This window comes from Pseudomonas sp. D1HM, assembly GCF_019266105.1.
Taxonomy (GTDB): Bacteria; Pseudomonadota; Gammaproteobacteria; order Pseudomonadales; family Pseudomonadaceae; genus Aquipseudomonas; species Aquipseudomonas taetrolens.
Genome location: NZ_LRMN01000001.1, coordinates 58,796 through 77,335, shown reverse-complemented (window position 1 = coordinate 77,335; position 18,540 = coordinate 58,796). Strand labels below are relative to the sequence as shown.

17 protein-coding genes are annotated in these 18,540 nt (G+C 59.3%); 11 read left to right on the top strand and 6 right to left on the bottom strand.

The window, feature by feature from the left end; translation table 11 throughout:
* Positions 1-10: 10 nt before the first annotated feature.
* The 9 genes from mrdA to AWM69_RS00275 all read left to right on the top strand — a co-directional run bounded on the left by mrdA (position 11) and on the right by AWM69_RS00275 (position 9,376).
* Positions 11-1,906, top strand: a complete 1,896-nt coding sequence (gene mrdA / locus AWM69_RS00315; protein ID WP_048378361.1) for a penicillin-binding protein 2 — start codon at positions 11-13, stop codon at positions 1,904-1,906.
* A 31-nt stretch (positions 1,907-1,937) separates the two neighbouring features.
* Positions 1,938-3,041, top strand: a complete 1,104-nt coding sequence (rodA, locus tag AWM69_RS00310; RefSeq protein WP_218725569.1) for a rod shape-determining protein RodA — start codon at positions 1,938-1,940, stop codon at positions 3,039-3,041.
* A gap of 17 nt (positions 3,042-3,058) precedes the next feature.
* Entirely contained in the window at positions 3,059-4,069 is a 1,011-nt protein-coding gene (mltB, locus tag AWM69_RS00305; RefSeq protein WP_131652085.1) for a lytic murein transglycosylase B, read from the top strand.
* The gene (locus tag AWM69_RS00300; RefSeq protein WP_218725528.1) at positions 4,069-5,058 is read left to right on the top strand and encodes a septal ring lytic transglycosylase RlpA family protein; all 990 of its coding nucleotides are present in this window, start codon (positions 4,069-4,071) and stop codon (positions 5,056-5,058) included. Before mltB ends, AWM69_RS00300 begins: the two co-directional genes overlap by 1 nt.
* A 164-nt stretch (positions 5,059-5,222) precedes the next feature.
* Positions 5,223-6,380 (top strand): D-alanyl-D-alanine carboxypeptidase family protein, encoded by a 1,158-nt coding sequence (locus tag AWM69_RS00295; protein ID WP_131652086.1) that lies wholly within the window; start codon positions 5,223-5,225, stop codon positions 6,378-6,380.
* 79 nt (positions 6,381-6,459) lie between these two features.
* Positions 6,460-6,735 (top strand): DUF493 domain-containing protein, encoded by a 276-nt coding sequence (locus tag AWM69_RS00290; protein ID WP_048378357.1) that lies wholly within the window; start codon positions 6,460-6,462, stop codon positions 6,733-6,735.
* Entirely contained in the window at positions 6,735-7,382 is a 648-nt protein-coding gene (lipB, locus tag AWM69_RS00285) for a lipoyl(octanoyl) transferase LipB (protein ID WP_131652087.1), read from the top strand. The genes AWM69_RS00290 and lipB overlap by 1 nt, the downstream gene beginning before the upstream one ends.
* 1 nt (position 7,383) lies before the next feature.
* Positions 7,384-8,424, top strand: coding sequence for a lipoyl synthase (gene lipA, locus AWM69_RS00280; protein ID WP_048378355.1), 1,041 nt, complete (start codon positions 7,384-7,386; stop codon positions 8,422-8,424).
* A gap of 4 nt (positions 8,425-8,428) precedes the next feature.
* Positions 8,429-9,376, top strand: coding sequence for an LD-carboxypeptidase (locus AWM69_RS00275; RefSeq protein ID WP_131652088.1), 948 nt, complete (start codon positions 8,429-8,431; stop codon positions 9,374-9,376).
* Between the two features lie 113 nt (positions 9,377-9,489).
* Here AWM69_RS00275 and AWM69_RS00270 read toward each other — a convergent pair whose 3' ends face one another.
* The 5 genes from AWM69_RS00270 to leuS form a co-directional block, all read right to left on the bottom strand.
* Positions 9,490-10,803 (bottom strand): lytic murein transglycosylase, encoded by a 1,314-nt coding sequence (locus tag AWM69_RS00270; protein ID WP_218725527.1) that lies wholly within the window; start codon positions 10,801-10,803, stop codon positions 9,490-9,492.
* Between the two features lie 50 nt (positions 10,804-10,853).
* A complete protein-coding gene (gene arfA / locus AWM69_RS00265; protein ID WP_048378352.1) occupies positions 10,854-11,003 on the bottom strand; it encodes an alternative ribosome rescue factor ArfA in 150 nt (49 codons plus the stop codon).
* Positions 11,004-11,109: 106 nt separating this feature from the next.
* On the bottom strand, positions 11,110-12,147 hold the full coding sequence (holA, locus tag AWM69_RS00260; RefSeq protein ID WP_131652090.1) for a DNA polymerase III subunit delta: 1,038 nt from the start codon (positions 12,145-12,147) through the stop codon (positions 11,110-11,112).
* Between the two features lie 43 nt (positions 12,148-12,190).
* Positions 12,191-12,796 carry an LPS assembly lipoprotein LptE gene (gene lptE, locus AWM69_RS00255; RefSeq protein WP_218725526.1) on the bottom strand — a complete coding sequence of 202 codons (606 nt, stop codon included), beginning with the start codon at positions 12,794-12,796 and terminating at the stop codon, positions 12,191-12,193.
* Between the two features lie 89 nt (positions 12,797-12,885).
* Positions 12,886-15,492, bottom strand: coding sequence for a leucine--tRNA ligase (gene leuS / locus AWM69_RS00250; RefSeq protein WP_218725525.1), 2,607 nt, complete (start codon positions 15,490-15,492; stop codon positions 12,886-12,888).
* Positions 15,493-15,729: 237 nt separating this feature from the next.
* Here leuS and AWM69_RS00245 point away from each other — a divergent pair, with 237 nt between their 5' ends.
* Both AWM69_RS00245 and AWM69_RS00240 read left to right on the top strand, forming a co-directional pair.
* Positions 15,730-16,017, top strand: coding sequence for a hypothetical protein (locus tag AWM69_RS00245; protein ID WP_131652093.1), 288 nt, complete (start codon positions 15,730-15,732; stop codon positions 16,015-16,017).
* A 155-nt stretch (positions 16,018-16,172) separates the two neighbouring features.
* Positions 16,173-16,934, top strand: coding sequence for a YdcF family protein (locus AWM69_RS00240; RefSeq protein WP_218725524.1), 762 nt, complete (start codon positions 16,173-16,175; stop codon positions 16,932-16,934).
* Positions 16,935-17,008: 74 nt separating this feature from the next.
* Here the strand turns inward: AWM69_RS00240 and lnt are convergent, their stop codons facing one another.
* Positions 17,009-18,532, bottom strand: a complete 1,524-nt coding sequence (lnt, locus tag AWM69_RS00235) for an apolipoprotein N-acyltransferase (protein WP_048378346.1) — start codon at positions 18,530-18,532, stop codon at positions 17,009-17,011.
* Positions 18,533-18,540: the final 8 nt, after the last annotated feature.

Here is an 18,540-nt window from a genome sequence, read left to right as displayed (position 1 = left end):
AGCGTCCTGAATGTCTCAGCCGATTCGCCTGAAAGACCACGAGAAAGACGCTCGCCTTGTGCGCGGCCGGGTCGTGGTCGGTGCAATTGTGGTGGTGGCACTGATTTGCGTCTTGCTCGCACGTCTGTATTTTCTGCAAGTGGTGCAATACGACTACCACTCGACGTTATCTGAAAACAACCGGGTGCATGTGCAGCCGATTCCACCGACCCGCGGCCTGATTTTTGACCGCAATGGCGTGGTGATCGCTGACAACCGTCCCAGTTTCAGCCTGAGCATGACGCGCGAGCGTTCCGGCGATTGGCGGCAAGCCCTGGATGTCATTGTCGAGGTGCTGCAGCTCACACCGGAAGACCGCGCCCTGTTCGAAAAACGCATGAAGCAGGGGCGACGGCCTTTCGAGCCGGTGCCCATCCTGTTTGAGCTGAGCGAAGAGCAGATTGCCCGGATTGCCGTGAACCAGTTCCGCCTGCCCGGGGTCGAGGTGGTTGCGCAGTTGGTGCGCCATTACCCGCAAGGTGCACACTTTGCGCACTCGGTGGGGTATGTGGGGCGGATCAACGAGAAAGAGCTCAAGACGCTCGATCCGGTCAACTACAGCGGTACTCATCACATCGGTAAAACCGGCATTGAGCGCTTCTACGAGGCCGAGCTGCATGGCCAGGTGGGTTACGAAGAAGTCGAAACCAATGCCCGGGGACGGGTCTTGCGCGTGCTTAAGCGCACGGATCCGATTCCAGGCAAGGACATTGTGCTGAGCCTCGACATCAAGTTGCAGGAGGCGGCCGAAGAGGCGCTTGCCGGGCGTCGGGGTGCGGTGGTTGCACTCAACCCGATGACGGGTGAAGTGCTGGCCATGGTCAGCCAGCCCAGTTTCGACCCTAACCTGTTTGTGACCGGCATCAGCTTCAAGGCGTATGCCGAGCTGCGCGATTCGATTGATCGTCCGTTGTTTAACCGCATCTTGCGTGGCCAGTATCCGCCAGGTTCGACCATCAAGCCTGCGGTGGCCATTGCAGGGCTGGACAGCGGCGTGATCACGCCTTCTTCCCGGGTCTATGACCCCGGCTATTACCAGCTACCCAATTACGATCATAAATATCGTAACTGGAACCGTTCCGGTGATGGCTACGTCGATATGGACACCGCGATCATGCGTTCCAACGACACCTATTTTTATGACCTGGCACACAAGCTGGGGATTGATCGCCTGTCGACCTACATGAACCAGTTCGGTATCGGGCAAAAAGTCTCGCTGGACATGTTCGAAGAATCGGCCGGGCTCATGCCGTCCCGCGAATGGAAACGTGCCACCCGGCGTCAGGCCTGGTTCCCGGGCGAAACGCTGATTCTGGGGATCGGCCAGGGTTACATGCAGTCCACGCCTTTGCAGCTGGCTCAAGCCACGGCGCTGATTGCCAGCAAAGGCAAGTGGATCCGCCCGCACCTGGCCAAAACCATTGAAGGCGAGCCGCCGGTCGACCCCAACCCGATGCCCGATATTGTGCTGCGCGACCCGTCCAACTGGGCCCGTGTGAGCCACGGCATGCAGCAGGTGGTGCACGGGGCGCGCGGAACGGCGCGGGTAGCCGGTGTCGGCGCGCAATACATGATTGCCGGCAAAAGCGGTACGGCACAGGTCGTCGCGATCAAGCAGGGCGAAAAATATGACCGCTCCAAGGTCCAGGAGCGCCACCGCGACCACGCCCTGTTCGTCGGTTTTGCACCGGCCAATAATCCGCAAATTGCGGTGTCGGTCATGATTGAAAACGGCGAGGCGGGTAGCCGTGTCGCTTCGCCAGTGGTGCGCAAGGTCATGGATGCCTGGCTTCTGGATGCAGACGGCAAGCTCAAGTCTGAGTACGCCAGCCCTTCAAAGGCGGAGGTTACGGCCAGTGATGAGTAATTTTGACCGCATCCTCTCCAGCGAGGATGTGATGCGCCGGCGTGCCACGTTGCTTCAGCGTTTGCACATCGATGGTCCGCTGCTGATTTTGCTGCTGATTCTCGCGGCCGGCAGTCTGTTTGTGCTGTATTCGGCCAGTGGCAAGAGCTGGGATTTGCTGAGCAAACAGGCAACTTCGTTCGGGCTCGGGCTGGTGTCGATGTTCATCATCGCCCAGCTCGAACCACGCTTTATGGCGCGTTGGGTGCCGATTGGCTATATATGCGGCGTCCTGCTGCTGGTGGTGGTGGATGTCATGGGCCACAACGCCATGGGTGCCACACGCTGGATCAACATTCCGGGTGTCATTCGCTTCCAGCCTTCAGAGTTCATGAAGATCCTGATGCCGGCGACCATCGCCTGGTACTTGTCCAAGCGAACACTGCCGCCCCAGCTCAAACACGTGGCGGTCAGTTTGATGTTGATCGGCGTGCCCTTTGCCTTGATCGTGCGTCAACCTGACCTGGGTACCGCGTTGCTGGTGTTGGCGGGGGGAGCTTTTGTCCTGTTCATGGGCGGTTTGCGCTGGCGCTGGATCATCAGCGTGCTGGCCGCGACGGTGCCGGTGGCGGTTGCCATGTGGTTTTTCGTGATGCACGACTACCAAAAACAACGGGTGCTGACCTTCCTTGATCCTGAGAGCGACCCTTTGGGCACGGGCTGGAACATTATTCAGTCAAAGGCCGCCATTGGTTCGGGCGGGGTGTTCGGTAAAGGCTGGTTGCTGGGAACACAGTCCCATCTCGACTTTTTGCCGGAGAGCCACACCGACTTCATCATTGCGGTGATGGGTGAAGAGTTCGGCCTGGTGGGCATTTGTGCCCTGTTGTTGATTTATCTGCTGTTGATTGGTCGCGGCCTGGTGATTACCGCCCAGGCGCAGACGTTGTTCGGCAAATTGCTGGCAGGCAGTCTGACCATGACGTTTTTTGTTTATGTTTTCGTCAACATCGGTATGGTCAGTGGCTTGTTGCCGGTGGTGGGCGTGCCATTGCCGTTCATTAGTTACGGCGGAACTTCGCTCGTGACGCTGCTGTCAGCGTTTGGGGTTTTGATGTCGATCCATACACACCGTAAATGGATTGCACAAGTTTGATTAAGGTGAATAATTTAATGCAAGCAATGCGTGGCTGGGCCGCTCGATACGCGCCATGGGCAGGCCTTCTGGGGCTGTTCGGGGTAGCGCAGGGCGCGGTGGCCGGCGACTATGAAGGCTCGCCCCAGGTGGCCGAGTTCGTTGGTGAAATGACCCGCGATTACGGGTTCGCCGGCGAGCAGCTGATGGACGTTTTTCGCGAAGCAGGGCGCAAGCAGAGCATCCTTGACGCCATCTCGCGGCCAGCCGAACGCGTCAAGCAGTGGAAGGAATACCGACCCATTTTCATTTCTGATGCCCGCGTCGCGCGGGGTGTCGATTTCTGGCGTGAACATGAAGCGGTGCTGGCCCGTGCCGAGCAGGAGTATGGGGTTCCGGCACAAGTGATCGTGTCGATTATCGGCGTCGAGACCTTTTATGGCCGCAACACCGGCAACTACCGCGTGATCGACGCGCTGTCGACCCTGGGCTTTGATTACCCGCCGAGGGCTGAATTTTTCCGTAAGGAGCTGCGTGAGTTCCTGTTGCTGACCCGTGAAGAACAAGTCGACCCGCTGACCCTTAAAGGCTCCTATGCCGGGGCTATGGGCTTGCCGCAGTTCATGCCGAGCAGTTTCCGGGCTTATGCGGTGGACTTCGACGGCGATGGCCACATCAATATCTGGAGCAATCCGGATGATGCCATTGGCAGCGCTGCCAACTACTTCAAGCAACATGGCTGGACGGCCGGCGAGCCGGTGGTGGTTCGTGCCGACGTGCAGGGTGAGCAGGTCGATGAAGGCTTGACCCAGGGCATTGAACCGGTCAAAACGGTCGCAGAGTTGCGAGCGCTGGGCTGGTCAAGTCATGATGCGCTTCGTGACGACATGCCGGTCACGGCATTCCGTCTTGAAGGCGAAAACGGCCCTGAATACTGGATGGGCCTGAAAAACTATTATGCGATCACGCGCTATAACCGAAGCGTGATGTACGCCATGGCAGTACACCAACTGTCCGATCTGCTGGTTCAAGCACGGGGCAACAAGTAATGCCGTTTCTAGCGATCCGCACACCTCTCAAGCTCGCCGCCTGCGCCTCTGTCGCGCTGTTGATGGTGAGTTGTTCCAGCACCCCGCCGGCGACACCGCAAAAGCCGGCTGTCGTTCGTGCGACACCGGGCCTGGATATCAACCGCGCGCACAAGGACGGCGCACCTTGGTGGGACGTGGATGTTTCACGCATCCCGGACGCCACGCCGACCTTGCATACGGGGCCTTACAAGGCCAACCCGTACACGGTACTGGGCAAGTCTTATTTCCCGATTCAAGAGTCCAAGAACTACGTCGCTTCCGGCACTGCTTCCTGGTACGGCACCAAGTTCCACGGCCAGAACACCGCCAACGGCGAAGTGTATGACCTGTATGGCATGAGTGCCGCACACAAGACCCTGCCGTTGCCCAGCTACGTCAAAGTGACCAACCTGGATAACCACAAGACCGTGATCCTGCGGGTCAATGACCGTGGCCCGTTCTATTCGGATCGCATCATCGACCTGTCCTATGCCGCAGCCAAAAAGCTGGGCTATGCCGAAACCGGCACCGCGCGGGTCAAGGTGGAAGGGATTGATCCGCAGCAATGGTGGGCCCAGCGTGGCCGACCTGCACCATTGGTGTTGAATGAGCCGAAAATGGCTCAGAATGCACCCGGCCCCAGCGTGTCCACCGGCAAGGTCGAACAATGGACCCCGCCTGCACAACAGCACGCTGCCGATGTGATCCCGGTTCAAACCGCGAACGCTTCCGGTACTTACTTGCAAGTGGGTGCTTTCGTTAACCCGGATGCCGCCGAGTTGCTTCGCTCCAAGCTCAGTGGCATGGTCAGCGCTCCAGTGTTCATCAGCTCGGTTGTGCGCAATCAACAGACGTTGCACCGTGTGCGTCTGGGACCTATCGCCTCGTCCGGTGAAGTGCAACAAATGCAAAACAGCGTGCGTCTGGCCAATCTGGGTCAGCCGAGCGTTGTAACGTCTGATCAGTAACACTGATTAAAGCGTTGGGCCTTGACTCGTCGGGGCCCAAACGCAGTTGTCGGTTCCGCCCTGTCCGGGTCTGGTCGCAACTGAATACGCGATAGCCAGTCACATGGCTGTCAGAACAGTTTTGCCCGCGAGGGTAAGTTTTCATTAACAATTTCGAGAGACGGATGAACATCACCACCTTTGCCAAACGCCTGTGCCTGCTTGTCCCGCTGATCATCACTCCTGCCGCCTGGGCGGTAGAAATGATGCCGTCGCCGCCGCAACTGGCCGCCAAGTCCTACGTTCTGATGGATGCCAGCAGCGGTAACGTGCTGGTTGAGAACAATGGCGACCAGCGTCTGCCACCTGCCAGCCTGACCAAGCTGATGACTGCCTACATCGCGACCCTGGAAATCCGTCGTGGCCAGATCGGTGAAAGCGATCCGGTAACCGTCAGCGAGAATGCCTGGCGCACCGGTGGTTCGCGGATGTTCATCAAGGTCGGCACTCAGGTATCGGTCAGCGACCTGCTGCACGGGATCATCATTCAATCGGGCAACGATGCCAGCGTAGCGCTGGCCGAGCACATTGCCGGTAGCGAAGACGCCTTCGCCGACATGATGAACAAGACGGTTGGCGAGTTGGGGATGACCAACAGCCACTTCATGAACCCGACCGGTCTGCCAAACCCTGAGCATTACTCGTCGGCTCATGACATGGCCACGCTGGCCCGCGCCATCATCCATGAAGACCCGACTCACTACGCAATCTACTCGCAGAAAGAGTTCTTCTGGAACGGCATCAAGCAGCCAAACCGCAACCTGCTGCTGTGGCGCGACAAGACGGTTGATGGCCTGAAGACTGGCCACACCGACGAAGCCGGCTACTGCATGGTGTCTTCGGCCGTGCGTGACGGCATGCGTCTGATTGCCGTGGTATTCGGTACCAACAGCGAAGTGGCTCGTGCTGCTGAAACTCAAAAGCTGCTGACTTACGGTTTCCGTTTCTTCGAAACCCAGACCTTCTATCAGAAGGGCACCGAGCTGGCTCAGGCTCCGGTCTGGAAGGGCACCACCAACCAGGTTAAAGCCGGTTTGGCCAATGACCTGACCATGACCCTGCCAAAAGGCCAATTGAAAAAGCTGGCTGCCAGCATGACCATGAATCCGCAGCTGATGGCCCCGATTGCCAAAGGCGACGTGATCGGCAAAGTTGAAGTCAAGCTCGACGACAAGGTTGTACACAGCGCAGACTTGATCGCGCTTGAGCCTGTTGAGGAAGGTGGTATTTTCCGACGCGTGTGGGATAGCATCCGTCTATTCTTCTACGGCTTGTTCAACTGATTGCATTCCCCCGTTTGATCCCGCGCCTATCCGGCGCGGGGTTATCCCTGCAGTTCCCGGCTTACGAGGCCAATACGCCATGAGCGATACAGAAGTAAAGGCGCCAAAGATCGAATTCCCCAACGTTGATTACCCGGTTAAGGTCATCAGCGACACAGGCGTGGGCAACAAGGACCGGATCATCGATATCGTCAAGAAACACGCGACGATCAATCACGACCGCGTCGATGAGCGTCAAAGCACCAATGGCAAGTACACCACGATTCAGTTGCACATCGTTGCGACCGATCAGGACCAGTTGTACAACATCAATAGCGAATTGCGAGCCACCGGCTTCGTCCACATGGTGTTGTGATGTCCCGCAGCCTGGGGATTCGCGAGCTGGGTCAGGTTGCCTATGAGCCGACCTGGCTGGCGATGAAACGCTTTACCGACGACCGTGGCCCGCACACCCAGGACGAAGTCTGGCTGGTGCAGCACCCGTCGGTGTTTACCCAGGGCCAGGCCGGCAAGGCCGAGCATCTGTTGCTGCCAGGCGATATCCCGGTGGTCAAGTCGGATCGCGGCGGCCAGGTGACCTATCATGGCCCCGGCCAATTGGTGGCTTACCTGTTGCTCGATGTGCGCCGCCTTGGCTTTGGCGTGCGGGAACTGGTCAGCCGGATGGAGCGTTGCCTGATCGATCTCCTCGCCAGTTATGGGGTGAGTGCGGTGGCAAAGGCCGATGCACCGGGTGTTTATGTCGACGGCGACAAAATCGCCTCGCTGGGCCTGCGGATTCGCAATGGTTGTTCTTTCCACGGTCTGGCCCTGAATGTGGACATGGACCTGGAACCGTTTCGACGGATTAACCCCTGTGGCTATGCGGGGCTGGCGATGACCCAGTTGCGTGACCATGCAGGGCCGATTGAATTTGCCGAGGTAGGTGCCCGGCTGCGTGCGCAGCTCGTCAAACACCTCGACTATGCTGAGCAGACGACCCTCACGGGCGGAATCGATTGATATGACTACTGCGCAAGATGCTGTTCAAACGCTGATCCCTACGCTGGACATCTCAGAACGTGCAGCCCGCGCAAGCGAGGCCCGTTCCAAGGTGGAAACCGGCGTTAAATTGCGCGGTGCCGAAAAGGTTGCGCGTATCCCGGTAAAGATCATTCCGACCACCGAGTTGCCGAAGAAGCCTGACTGGATTCGCGTGCGTATCCCGGTTTCTCCGGAAGTCGACCGCATCAAGCAACTGCTGCGCAAGCACAAGCTGCACAGCGTATGCGAAGAAGCGTCCTGCCCGAACCTGGGCGAGTGCTTCTCGGGCGGTACTGCGACGTTCATGATCATGGGTGATATCTGCACCCGTCGTTGCCCGTTTTGCGACGTCGGTCACGGTCGACCAAAGCCGCTGGACGTCAACGAACCAGAAAGCCTGGCCATCGCCATTGCCGACCTGCGCCTCAAGTACGTGGTGATCACTTCGGTAGACCGTGATGACCTGCGTGACGGCGGTGCTCAGCACTTTGCCGACTGCATCCGTGAAATCCGCAAGCTGTCGCCGGGTGTCGTACTCGAAACCCTGGTTCCGGACTACCGCGGTCGCATGGACGTTGCGCTGGAGATCACCGCTGCCGAGCCGCCTGACGTTTTCAACCACAACCTCGAAACCGTGCCGCGCCTGTACAAGGCTGCGCGTCCGGGTTCCGATTACCAGTGGTCGCTGACATTGCTGCAACGCTTCAAGCAAATGATGCCGCATATCCCGACCAAATCCGGCTTGATGCTGGGTCTGGGTGAAACCGATGAAGAAGTCATTGAAGTGATGAAGCGCATGCGCGAGCACGACATTGACATGCTGACCCTTGGCCAGTACCTGCAACCGTCGCGCAGCCACTTGCCGGTACAACGCTTTGTTCACCCGGACACCTTCGCCTGGTTCGCCGAGGAAGGTTACAAAATGGGCTTCAAAAACGTGGCTTCGGGCCCGCTGGTACGCTCTTCGTACCACGCCGACGAGCAAGCCAAACTGGTAAAAGCCACCCTGATGGGTGCCTGATCCCATGAACAGCCGGCTCACCGCGCAGGTGTCTTTCAAGGCTCACAGCGCGGTGCCCGCGCTGCCCGCTGGCGGGGTGATCGGTCTGATCGCCCCGGCAGGTCCCGCCCAGCTTGATCTGGATTCAGCCACTCAATGGATGCACGCACGCGGCTATCAGCTGCGGGTATTTCCGGGGGTGTGGGAAAAAAATGGCTACCTCGCAGGCTCCGATGCGGCACGTGCAGGCGATCTGCATGCAGCCTTTGCCGATGACAGCATTGACGCGATCTTTTGCCTGCGCGGCGGTTATGGCAGCCCGCGCTTGCTCGACAGCATCGATTTTGAGCTCCTCAGGCGCCATCCCAAGCCTTTTGTCGGTTACAGCGATATCACGGCGCTGCATTTGGCAATCACCCGCTACGCAGGCTTTGTGACCTTTCACGGCCCTATGCTGAATGCTGACCTGCTGGGTAACAAGCAATCACCGACGGAATCGTCATTGTTGCGCATGCTGAGCGGACAGCAGCCACGGCTACTGTCACATCCCGACGAATATCCCTTGATCACCGTTGCCCCGGGCTGCGCCAGCGGTCGCTTGCTGGGTGGCAACCTGTCGCTGATTTGCGCCACGATCGGTTCGCCCTTCGAGCTCGACGATCAGGACGCCATTCTGTTTATCGAAGACGTGAACGAGCCGCTTTACCGTGTCGATCGCTTACTGACGCATTTGCGTCTGGCAGGCAAATTGAACCGGTTGCGCGGGGTGCTTGTGGGGGACTTTGCAGGTGTCGATCTGTCAGCGTTGGTCCAGTTGCTCAGGCAGGAACTGGGGCCGCTGGGGATTCCGGTACTGGCAGGCTGGCGCAGCGGTCATTGCGATCCGAACCTGACCCTGCCGCTGGGCGCCTGCGTGCGGCTGGATGCTGACAGGCAGCAACTGACGCTTGAACAGGACGTTGTCACTCTGTAGCCGTCGCTATGCAATTTTCGTCAACAGCTACGAGCACTCTGTAGCTGCTGGCGAAGGCTGCGAAAAGGGCCGCAGGACCTTCAAGAGCGAAGATCGCTGCGACCCTGCAAAGGCTATCGGTTACGCAAACTCTCTAGCAATTTGTGGTTGGGGTAGCCATCGGCAGGCCATCCCAGGGCTTGTTGTGCGCTGCGGATCGCTTTGCGGGTATTGGCCCCGATAATGCCATCGGCATTGCCTGCATCGTAATTGCGCTGGCTGAGCAGGGTCTGGAGTTCAACCCGCTCGGAGCGGCTCAATGGCAGGTCGTCCTTGGGCCATTCGCCCACAATGGTGCCGCCGCCATTGAAGCGTTCGGACAGCAAGGCCACGGCCAAGGCATACGACGAAGAGTTGTTGTAACGAAGAATGGCGCGGAAGTTGTCCAGCACCAGGAAGGCCGGGCCACGATAGCCGGCAGGTACCAGCAGGGTCGCGGTCAGTTGCTCTGCGCCGGCGGGTGCCGTGGAGCCGGCAGGTAGCGTCACGCCCAGTTGCTGCCATTCACTGACGCTTTTGCGGACGGCCCCGTCGGCTAGTGCGTAGTCAAAATCGCCGGGCAGTTTGACTTCAAACCCCCACGGCTGGCCTTGTTTCCAGCCAGAGCTTTGCAGGTAGTGAGCTGTCGAGGCCAGCGCATCGGCTGAGCTGTTCCAGATATCCCGCCGGCCATCGCCGTCAAAATCCACCGCGTGGGTTTCATAGGTGGTCGGAATGAACTGGGTCTGGCCCATGGCACCGGCCCAGGAGCCGAGCATTTTCCCCGGAGCAATGTCGCCTTCCTGAATGATCTTCAGGGCGGCCAGCAGTTGGCTCTGGGCAAACTCAGGACGCCGGCCTTCGTACGCCAGAGTCGCCAGCGAACGGATGACTGACTTGTTGCCCTGGAACGTACCGAAGTTGCTTTCCATGCCCCATACCGCCACCAGCACCTGGCGGTCTACGCCATAGCGCTGTTCGATACGGTCCAGCAGTTCGGCATTTTGTGTGAGCAAGCGCTGGCCATTGCGAACACGCAGAGGCGACAGGGCGCCATCGAGGTATTCCCAGACCGGGCGGCTGAACTCGGGTTGGCTGCGATCGGCCTTGATCACGCCCATGTCCGGGGTAACGCCGATAAAGGCATTATCGAACACCAGCGGGTTGATCCCGGCGTTAAGTGCCTGCTCGCGGAAACCGGCTTGCCACTCACTGAAGGTCTGAGCTGGCTTAATATCGGGGACGTCCACGTTTGGCGCACTGGCGGTCACCGCCGGGGCGGCTGGCGTCACCGGCAGGGGCTGTGCGTCGGCTGCGGTAGGTTTCTCTGCACAGGCGACTAGAAGAATGACGCTGGAGGCAGCAATCAGTTGGCGCATCGGCCAACCACGTTTATGACTTAAGGGCATGCGCAATTCCAGGTAATGCAAATCAGATGCAGACCTTATCATCCTCGCTGTCAGGCAGCCAGAAAGTAAAAAGCCTCCCGGTCTCTCGACTGGAAGGCTTCGCGGCGGTAGCTGCCCTTGCCCTTGGCGGGTCGTTCCTGGCGGCTGCGGAACAGGGGTTGGCTGATAATGGATTTGGCCTTGTTGGGGCGCTTGCTCATGGCGTTGGCTCTCGCGTGGTTTGAACACGCGCAAATCATCGGCCAGATTTTTTGCGTTGTCCAGTTGGCAGGGCCCGGCGGTGACGGCATTCGGTCGCGCAGAAGATTATTCCGCAGGCAGATTCAGCCGTTGCCCACACATCAACAGCGTCAATCGGCTCAAGCTGCTCCAGGCCGAGCCTGCGGCCTGGCCTTTGATTTGTGCATCGATGCGTTGCGCATCCATCAGCAATTGTGCCCAGCGTTGTGCTGAATAACGTTGCAGGGCTTTGCTCATCAAGGGTTTGCGTTTGTCCCAGACAGGCGGTCGTGCCTGGCTGAAGGCTTTGTCCAGCGGGATACCCTGGCTGTATTGCAACGCAATATTGGCCAGAACCCGCAGTTCACGCGCCAACGCCCACAAGATGACCGGCGGTTCAACACCCTCGCCCCGCAGGCCATCGAGCATGCGCAAGGCGTGTGCGGCTTCGCCATTGAGCACAGCATCGACCAGTCCGAAGACGTCAAAGCGTGCACTGTCGGCAACCGCCGCTTGCACGGTTTCGACAGTGATCTGGCCGTCCTCGGCCATCAACTTGAGCTTTTCGATTTCCTGGGCGGCTGCCAACAGGTTGCCTTCGACCCGTGCTGCAATCAGTTCTACGGCATCCTGGCTGGCAGACAAACCCGCCTGGGACAAGCGCTGGCGGATCCATTGCGGCAGCTGGTTGGCGTCCACGGGCCAGATCTGCAGAAACTGGGTCTGTGGGCCTTCGATCAGGGCTTTGCCCCACTTGGTCTTCTGTGCGCTACCATCGAGCTTGGGCAGGCTGATCAGCAGCAAGGTGTCTTCGGCCGGGCGAGAGCAGTATTCGATCAGGGCTGCGGCGCCTTTATCGCCGGGCTTGCCTGAAGGCAGGCGCAGTTCGAGCAGGCGTTTTTCAGCAAACAGCGACATGCTGGCGCCGGCTTGCAGCAACGAACCCCAGTCAAAACTGGCGTCGGCGCTGAAGACCTGACGTTCATCGAATCCTTGTTGGCGAGCGGTACTGCGAATGGCGTCTGCCGCTTCCTGGCACAGCAACGGGTCATCGCCGCTGATGATGTAGACCGGCGAAAGGCTGCCTTGCAGGTGTTTGGCGAGTTGGGCGGGGGCGAGTTTCATAGGGGCTGGATAGATAACGGGGCGCCTGAGCGCCCCGTATGCCTTACTGGTCTTGCAGTTCGAGTGGCGACTGTTGAGGGGTTTCCTCTTGAGTCTTGCGTGCGGCTTCGATGGCGTCGGCTTCTGCCTGGGCCTTCGCATCGGCTACCTGTTGCAGTTTCTCCAGCTGGGCCGGGGTCAGTTGCTCCAGGCGCGCGATCATTTGCTGGATAAGGTCGCGGCGCATTTCTTTGCGAGCCAGGGCAGCTTCCTGGCCTGAGCCAGTGATGTTGTTGCCGTCTTGCAGGTAGATCTTGTGCACTTCAAGCTTGTCGTTGAGCAGCGGCAGATGGTTCTGACCCTGGATCTGGTAGCTCAGGACGGTGGTCAGTTCATACTCGGCCGAAGCGCCGTTGCCGGCATAGCTGGCGGCCCGCTGAGAGTCCTTCTCGTTGGTCAGGACCAGCTTGTAAGGTGCATTCGCGGTCACTTTTACGCCGCTGTTTTCCAGTACCTGACGCAGTTGACGCACAGTGTCGCCATACGCATTGCGTGCACTGACGTCGAGTTCTGTGATCGTCAGCTGATTGGTACCGGTACCGCGCAGCTGGAAGCCGCAGGCACTCAACAGAACGGCGAGACCCATCACCAGCAAATTACGTTTGATCATGTGTTGCTCCCCTTGAAACCGGATAGGCCGACGGTGCGGCCTTGAAGGTTTTATTGGGCGCCCGCGTTGGAGGCGGGCGCCTGTTCCTGTCAGCTCGCGACGATGTTGACCAGCTTGCCAGGCACCACGATGACTTTACGAATCGTCAGGCCTTCAGTGAAGCGCAGCACGTTTTCGTTGGTGCGGGCAGCCGCTTCAACTTCTTCGCGGCTGGCACTGGCCGGCATTTCGATGTGTCCGCGCAGTTTGCCGTTGACCTGGATAACCAGTTGCAGGCTGTCCTGGACCAGAGCGTTTTCGTCCAGGGTCGGCCACGATGCATCGATGATTGCACCGGCATGGCCCAACTGGTTCCACAACTCATGGCTGATGTGCGGGGTGATCGGTGCCAGCAGCAGGGCAACGGTTTCGAGGCCTTCCTGCAGCAGGGCGCGGTCTTGTTCAGTGGCCTGCGGTGCTTTTTCGAGCACGTTCATCACGGTCATCACCTGGGCGACGGCGGTGTTGAATTTGTGGTACTGGCCGACATCCTGGCTGGCTTGCTTGATGGCCTGGTGGATGGCACGGCGAATGACTTTTTGCGCGTCGTTCAGCGTGGCAATGTCCAGTGCCCCCGGCAGGCCCTGGCCTACGTGGGTGTGAGCCAGGCGCCATACACGCTTGAGGAAGCGGTGCGAGCCTTCTACGCCCGAGTCCGACCATTCGAGGCTTGCGTCAGGCGGAGAGGCGAACATCATGAACAGGCGGCAGGTATCAGCGCCGTATTGTTCGATCATGTACTGCGGGTCAACGCCGTTGTTCTTCGACTTGGCCATTTTTTCTGTGCCGCCGATTTCAACCGGCAGGCCATCGCTGATCAGTGTGGCACCGATGATCTTGGCTTTGCTGTCACGTTCCAGTTCGACGTCTGCCGGGTTGAACCAGGTCAGGCTGCCGTTGGCTTCGCGACGGTAGTAAGTCTCGGCGATCACCATGCCCTGGGTCAGCAGGTTCTTGAACGGCTCGTTGGAGCTGACCAGACCTTCGTCACGCATCAGTTTGTGGAAAAAACGTGCATAGAGAAGGTGAAGGATGGCGTGTTCAATACCGCCGATGTACTGATCCACCGGCAACCAGTGGTCAGCCGCGGATTTTTCTACCAGGCCGCCTTCATAGTGTGGCGAGGCGTAGCGGGCGTAGTACCACGACGACTCGACGAAGGTGTCCATGGTGTCGGTTTCGCGCTTGGCCGGTGCACCGCATTTCGGGCAGCTGCACTCGTAGAACTCGGGCATGCGCGCCAATGGTGAACCGGCGCCATCAGGTACTACGTCTTCTGGCAGCACAACAGGCAGCTGGTCTTCAGGCACCGGCACGTCGCCGCAGGTGTCGCAATGCACGATCGGGATCGGGCAGCCCCAGTAGCGTTGACGGCTGATGCCCCAGTCGCGCAGACGGAATTGGGTGCGGGATTGACCCAGGCCCTTGGCGGTCAGGGCCGCTTCCATGGCGTCGAACGCGGCGGTGAAATCAAGGCCGTCAAATTCGCCGGAGTTGATCAGGGTACCGTGTTCGTTGTACGCATCCTGCCACGGCGCAGGCGTTTCATCGCCGGTACTGGTGCGGACCACGGCCTTGACTGGCAGGTTGTATTTGGTGGCGAATTCGAAATCACGCTCGTCGTGTGCAGGCACCGCCATTACCGCGCCATCGCCGTAATGCATCAGCACGTAGTTGGCGACCCAGACCGGCAGTTTTTCGCCTGTCAGCGGGTGAGTGACGAACAGCGGGGTTGGCAGCCCTTTTTTCTCTTGGGTGGCCATGTCCGCTTCGGCAACGCTGCCGGCTTTGCATTCTGCGATAAACGCCTGCAGCTCCGGATTGCCTGGTGCCGCCAGGGTAGCCAGCGGGTGCTCGGCTGCCACGGCCACGTAAGTGGCGCCCATCAGGGTGTCCGGACGGGTGGTGAAGACCTTGAGTACGCCCGCTTCGCCGATGGAAGCCTGGTCATACGGGAACTGAACTTCCATGCCGCGGGATTTGCCAATCCAGTTGCGCTGCATGGTTTTGACCTGCTCGGGCCAGCCGGTCAGTTCGTCGAGGCTTTCGAGCAGTTCATCCGCATAAGCGGTGATCTTGAAGTAGTACATCGGGATTTCGCGCTTTTCAATCAGCGCGCCGGAGCGCCAGCCGCGACCGTCGATCACTTGTTCGTTGGCCAGAACGGTCTGGTCGATCGGGTCCCAGTTCACGGTGCCGTTTTTGCGATAGATCACACCTTTTTCGAACAGGCGAGTGAACAGCCATTGTTCCCAGCGGTAGTAATCGGGCTGGCAGGTGGTGATTTCGCGCGACCAGTCAACGCCAAGACCCAGGCTGCGCAGCTGGGTTTTCATGTAGGCGATGTTTTCGTAGGTCCACTTGGCCGGGGCAACGTTGTTTTTCATTGCGGCGTTTTCGGCCGGCATGCCGAAGGCGTCCCAGCCCATGGGCTGCAGGACGTTTTTACCGAGCATGCGCTGGTAACGGGAGATCACGTCACCGATGGTGTAGTTGCGCACATGCCCCATATGTAGCTTGCCGCTTGGGTAAGGGAACATCGATAGGCAATAGAAAGTCTCCTTGCCTGGTTGTTCGCTGACTTCGAAGGACTTTTGGTTGTCCCAGAATGATTGGGCGGCGGCTTCTATTTCACGGGGCTGATATTGTTCGTGCATGGCTACTTGTACTGATAAAGGGTGGCCTAGTCCTCTTCAACATACACCGGCTATGGAGTTGCCCGGTCAGGTTGGAGCAGGGGTTACAGGAAGCCTCGTAGCATACATGACCCCACTCTATCGAGGGAAACCCTGATTGCTTCGTCATCCGTTGGTCGCGGCAGCACGCTGGTTTTACAAGCACAGCTAAGCTGATTGTCAGGGGGGAAATATTTCCTTTAATGAGGTGAACGACGGATGGTAGAGCTGCAACGAAGCGCAACAAATTCGGAGGTGTATGAACGGCTGATTGATCGTTTGAGTGTGGCTCTGGATTCAGCAAAGACGGCAGTACATTTGCGTAATGAGCGTCCTGTCGAGTTGGAATTGCGAGGTTTGAGTCGTGCTGAGTTAGAGTTGATCAATGTTTATTTGAACCGGATCGGGCGTGAGGCTGATGGACGCTCGCAAGGCAGCATGAATGCGCATGAAGCCCCTTTCAAAGCCAAGGTCATCTGGCTCAAGGACAGGGTGCAGGGAGCCTAGGGCGCACGGCGATTCCCGCCGGGCCCTCAGTTAAGCCGCAGTACTACAGTGCTACCCGGGTTGATGTCACACGCGTTTGTGTTTGAGTTTATAACCTGCGCGATTGATGCCTCCCTTCAACCCCCTTAGGCTTCGGGCATCTCTGGAGATGCTCGATGCCTATTCGATATTTCGTAAAACAACTTCTTCTGCCCCCGGGCATTTTCTTGCTGCTGCTGGTGCTCGCCTGGTGGTTGCGGCGTTCGCGTCCGCGATTGGCCGGCGTGATGTTTGCCGTGGGTGCGGGCGGCTTGTGGGTGATGAGCTTGCCGGTGGCGGTGGAATGGGGCGCGCGCGCCATAGAGCGTGAGCCCGCGCTGGCCCAGGGCGAATGGTCGACCTTGGCCGGGCGAGCGGATGCAATCGTGGTGTTGGGTTCCGGTCGGGAGCGCGGTGACCCGGCGTGGGGCACTGATCAACCGACCGGAACCGGCCTGGAGCGTCAGCGTTATGCGGCCCGACTGGCCAAGGCTTCAGGGTTGCCGGTGTTGACTACCGGTGGCCTGCACTACGGCACCCCGCCCAGCGAGGCGCAATTGATGGCGGATTCGATGCGCGATGATTTCGGGGTGACGGTGCGCTGGAAAGAAGAGCAAAGCCGTACCACTTGGGAGAACGCTCAAATGAGCGCGGATATCTTGCTGCCCCAGGGCATCAGGCGGGTGGCGGTAGTGACTCAGGCCTGGCATATGCCGCGTGCGGTATGGAGCTTCGAAAAGGCCGGATTTGAGGTGGTACCGGCACCCGTTGGCTTTTGGAGTGTGGCCAATGCAAGGCCGCTGGGCGGCTGGATGCCGGAGTACAAATCGATCTGGCAGTCGGGTTTGTTAATCAACGAAGCCGTTGGGCAGGTGGCTTACCCGCTGTTCTATCGTTGAACCCGGGGAGGGGCATGACGCGCTATAGAAGCCGGGCTGGCCCGGCTTCTACAGGTGAGTGTGCTGCGCAGGCATCACACGGTCTTGGCTATCCGGCTCGTGATCAATGCCCAGCCGATAAGCCCGATGCAGAGGATCAGCAGCGGCCATGAGCGCCATTGCAGATAAGGCGTCAGGTCGTGCATGGGCACTACATCGCCATACAAAATGCCGCGTTCGAATTGTGGAATCTGCACCGTGATTTGCCCGAAAGGGTCGATCAGGGCGGTGACACCATTGTTGGTGGCGCGAATCATCCAGCGTCCGGCTTCCAGAGCGCGCATTTGCGCCATCTGCAAGTGTTGCAGTGGGCCAATCGAGGTGCCGAACCAGGTGTCGTTGCTGATGGTCAGCAAAATGTCGCTCTGGGCGGCAAGGCCGGCGGCGAAGTCCGGGTACACCACTTCATAGCAAATGAAAGGCGCGACTTGATAACCCTTGGCCTGCAACAGCGTTTGGTCAGAAGGGCCGCGAGCAAAGTCCGACATCGGCAAGTCAAAGAATGCGATGAGCCCGCGCAGTACATCTTGCAGCGGGACGTACTCGCCAAATGGCACCAGCTTCTGTTTCAGATACGTGCCATCGCCTTCACCCACGGCGGTGATGCCGTTGAAGTAGCGTGGCTCATGCCGCAGTTCCTGGCGGATGGGAACCCCGGTGATCAGGGCCGAATTCCGCTCGGCGGCAAACCGGCTCATCATCGTCAGGTAGCCTTCGGCATTTTCCTTGAGCACCGGGATGGCTGTTTCGGGCCAGATGATCAGGTCGGCTTGCCTGGAGCTGAAGGTCATGTCGCGGTACAGGGCCAACTGGGCATTGAGCTGCGCCGGGTCCCACTTCATGCTTTGTTCGATATTGCCCTGGATTGCCGCCACGCTGAGCGGGTCTCCCGAAGGGCTGGTCCAGGCGTGATGCTTGAGGCTTATGCCGATGCACCACGGCCCGAGCAGCAGCACCGCGCCTGCAGCGATGAATCCCTTGCGGCGGGTCTTGATCAGGCGCGGCAGGTTGCACAGCAGGGCTGCCGTCAGTGCCAGGGTAAAGGAGATCAGCCACATGCCGCCGATTGGCGCGAGCCCGGCCAGCGGGCCGTCCAGCTGACTGTAGCCGGAGTAGAGCCAAGGGAAACCGGTGAGGAACCAGCCGCGGAATGCTTCCTGGGCAACCCATAGCGCGGCAAAGGCCAGCGTGTCGGCCAGCGGGGCTTCGTTGCGGCGGATCCAGCGCGCCCACAGCCAGGCGGGCAGGGCGAAGAACCAGGCGATGGCGGCGGTGAACGCCAGCATCAGCAACCCCGCCAGCAGCACGGACGCACCGCCGAAGTTGTGAATACTGTAGTAGATCCAGCTGGTGCCAGCGCCAAACAGGCCAAAGCCATAGCACCAGCCACGGCCCAGCGCCTGTTTTGGGGACAGGTCGCGCAAGCCAAGGTAGAACATGGCCAGGGCAACCAGCGCCAGTGGCCAGATATCGAAGGGTGCCAACGCCAGGGTTGTCAGTGCGCCAGCCACCACGGCCAGCAGGTTACCGGGCCAGCCGGGGGAGGTTATCCAGCGCATTTCAATCC

Coding starts and splice junctions, on each gene's coding strand:
- AWM69_RS00270 (WP_218725527.1), bottom strand. CDS start 10,803: ATGCCCTTAAGTCATAAACGTGGTTGGCCGATGCGCCAACTGATTGCT.
- leuS (WP_218725525.1), bottom strand. CDS start 15,492: ATGCACGAACAATATCAGCCCCGTGAAATAGAAGCCGCCGCCCAATCA.
- AWM69_RS00240 (WP_218725524.1), top strand. CDS start 16,173: ATGCCTATTCGATATTTCGTAAAACAACTTCTTCTGCCCCCGGGCATT.
- AWM69_RS00245 (WP_131652093.1), top strand. CDS start 15,730: ATGGTAGAGCTGCAACGAAGCGCAACAAATTCGGAGGTGTATGAACGG.
- lipB (WP_131652087.1), top strand. CDS start 6,735: ATGTCCCGCAGCCTGGGGATTCGCGAGCTGGGTCAGGTTGCCTATGAG.
- rodA (WP_218725569.1), top strand. CDS start 1,938: ATGCGCCGGCGTGCCACGTTGCTTCAGCGTTTGCACATCGATGGTCCG.
- mltB (WP_131652085.1), top strand. CDS start 3,059: ATGCAAGCAATGCGTGGCTGGGCCGCTCGATACGCGCCATGGGCAGGC.
- AWM69_RS00290 (WP_048378357.1), top strand. CDS start 6,460: ATGAGCGATACAGAAGTAAAGGCGCCAAAGATCGAATTCCCCAACGTT.
- lipA (WP_048378355.1), top strand. CDS start 7,384: ATGACTACTGCGCAAGATGCTGTTCAAACGCTGATCCCTACGCTGGAC.
- lnt (WP_048378346.1), bottom strand. CDS start 18,532: ATGCGCTGGATAACCTCCCCCGGCTGGCCCGGTAACCTGCTGGCCGTG.
- AWM69_RS00300 (WP_218725528.1), top strand. CDS start 4,069: ATGCCGTTTCTAGCGATCCGCACACCTCTCAAGCTCGCCGCCTGCGCC.
- mrdA (WP_048378361.1), top strand. CDS start 11: ATGTCTCAGCCGATTCGCCTGAAAGACCACGAGAAAGACGCTCGCCTT.
- lptE (WP_218725526.1), bottom strand. CDS start 12,796: ATGATCAAACGTAATTTGCTGGTGATGGGTCTCGCCGTTCTGTTGAGT.
- holA (WP_131652090.1), bottom strand. CDS start 12,147: ATGAAACTCGCCCCCGCCCAACTCGCCAAACACCTGCAAGGCAGCCTT.
- arfA (WP_048378352.1), bottom strand. CDS start 11,003: ATGAGCAAGCGCCCCAACAAGGCCAAATCCATTATCAGCCAACCCCTG.
- AWM69_RS00295 (WP_131652086.1), top strand. CDS start 5,223: ATGAACATCACCACCTTTGCCAAACGCCTGTGCCTGCTTGTCCCGCTG.
- AWM69_RS00275 (WP_131652088.1), top strand. CDS start 8,429: ATGAACAGCCGGCTCACCGCGCAGGTGTCTTTCAAGGCTCACAGCGCG.